This window comes from Deinococcus pimensis DSM 21231, from assembly GCF_000519345.1.
GTDB classification, from domain to species: Bacteria; Deinococcota; Deinococci; order Deinococcales; family Deinococcaceae; genus Deinococcus_A; species Deinococcus_A pimensis.
The window spans coordinates 413,293-413,883 of sequence record NZ_KI912633.1; the positions used below are offsets into that span (position 1 = coordinate 413,293).

The 591-nt window shown below is 72.1% G+C and carries 1 protein-coding gene; it reads left to right on the forward strand.

The window, feature by feature from the left end:
* Nucleotides 1–554: cob(I)yrinic acid a,c-diamide adenosyltransferase (cobO, locus tag DEIPI_RS0106900; protein ID WP_211238256.1), on the forward strand; the 554-nt coding region annotated here is incomplete at its 5' end.
* Nucleotides 555–591 lie beyond the last annotated feature (37 nt).

Genomic DNA, 591 nt, shown 5'->3' on the forward strand with positions numbered 1-591 from the left:
CCCGCCACACGAAGGTGGGCGGCCCGTCCGGCGCGCGCCGCCGCGGCCTCGTCATCGTCAACACCGGCAACGGCAAGGGCAAGACGACCGCCGCGCTCGGCCTGATGCTGCGCGCGCAGGGACGCGGCCTCAGGGTGCGCCTCCTGCAGTTCATCAAGCACGAACGCGCGAAGTTCGGCGAGCACCGCGCGCTCGAGAAGCTCGGCGTGACCTTCGACGGGCTCGGCGACGGCTTCACGTGGCGCTCGCGCGACCTCGACGCGTCCGCCGCGATGGCGCAGGAAGGCTGGGCCCGCGCGCGAACCGAGATCCTCTCCGGCGAGTGGGACATGATCGTCCTCGACGAGTTCACGTACGCCCTCACCTTCGGCTGGGTCGGCTGGCCCGAGGTGGAGGAGACCCTGCGCGCCCGCGACCCGAACCTGCACGTGGTCATCACGGGACGCGGCGCCCTGCCGGAACTCGTGGCGTTCGCGGACACCGTCACGGAGATGCAGCCCGTCAAGCACGCCTACGAGGCCGGCATCCACGCGCAGGCGGGCATCGAGCACTGATGAGCGAGCGGGCCGACGTGACCGTCCTCGCGCTCGC